The sequence below is a fragment of the Variovorax sp. 20P10.2.4 genome (assembly GCF_058244205.1).
Map to the genome: position 1 here is coordinate 1 of NZ_JBZAYE010001105.1, position 1,389 is coordinate 1,389.

Consider the following 1,389-nt stretch of genomic DNA (forward strand, 5'->3'; position numbering starts at 1 on the left):
GCCGCCACCTGGGCGCCCGCGCTGCTGCGGTAGAGCGTGAACATCACGACCGCGAGCGCGGCGCACATGCCGAGCAGCAGCACCCAGAAGAAGACCAGTTGACCGCGCAGGGATTTCATCTGCCGCGATCCTGCCCGGTCTTCGGGTCGCGGCGCGTCAGCCGCGGACGCGTTCTCGCAGCTCGCGCTTGAGCACCTTGCCGATCGCGCTGCGCGGCAGCTCGTCGATCAGCGCCAGGCCCGCGAGCCGCTGCGTCTTGCCGACCTGGGCATTGGCCCACTGCAGCAGCGCCTCGGCAGCGGTGGCATCGCCCTCGCGGCGCACCACGAAGGCCATCGGCGTCTCGCCCCATTGCTCCGAGGGCACGCCGACCACCGCCACGTCGGCCACGGCCGCATGGCAGCGCAGCACCGCCTCGAGGTCGCTCGGGTAGATATTGAAGCCGCCGCTGATGATCATGTCCTTCTTGCGGTCGAACAGCGTGAGGAAGCCGTCGGCGTCGAAGCGCCCCACGTCGCCGGTGCGGATGAAGCGCTTGCCCGTCGCGTCGAACCACTCGGCCTCGCGCGTCTTCTCGGGCTGGCGGTGGTAGCCGGTCATCATGCCGGCCGAGTGGCCGACCACCTCGCCGGCCACCTCGGTGTCGCCGGCCGGCAGCTCGCGGCCTTCCTCGTCGATCAGCCGGATGTCGCTGCCCGGTGCCGGCTGGCCCACGGTGTGCAGCTTGGTCGGATGCAGGTGGGCCTCGAGGATGCAGGTGCCGCCGCCCTCGGTCATGCCGTAGAACTCGATCAGCCCGCCGGGCCAGCGCGCGAGCACGTCGGCCTTGAGCGCGGCATTGAAGGGCGCGCTGGTGCTGAACTTGAAGCGGTAGGCCGAGAGGTCGTGCGCGTCGAAGCGCGGATGCGCCATCAGCCGCTGGTACTGCACCGGCACCAGCATGGTGTGGGTCACGCGATGCCGTTCGGCCAGCTGCAGGTAGCCGAGCGCGTCGAACTTGGGCATCAGCACCACGCAACCGCCGAAGGCCAGCGTGGGGAAGAACACGACCAGCGTGGTGTTCGAGTACAGCGGCGTCGACAGCAGCGTGACGGTGTGGCTGTCGTACTCGTACTTGGCGCCGCGCTGCACATGGGCCCAGCGCATGCCGTGGCCCTGCACGATGCCCTTGGGCTCGCCCGTGGTGCCCGAGGAATAGATGATGTTGAAGGCCGTGCCGGGCTGCACGTCGGCGGGCTCGGGCGTGGCGCCCTCGGGTGCGAGCCAGTCGTCCAGCGATCGGCCGATGGCCGAGCCGTCGAGCGCCACGCGCGCGATGCCGCCGGGCTGCGCCGGGCCGATCACCTCGGCCGCGCCCGCGTCGGCGAAGAGGATGCGCGCATCGGCGTC

General features: G+C 70.7%; 1 protein-coding gene. It reads right to left on the bottom strand.

Annotated features, from left to right (window positions below; genetic code table 11):
- Positions 1-156: 156 nt before the first annotated feature.
- Positions 157-1,389, bottom strand: a 1,233-nt coding sequence (locus AC27VN_RS41490) for a class I adenylate-forming enzyme family protein (protein ID WP_490880512.1), incomplete at its 5' end; no start/stop codon positions are given.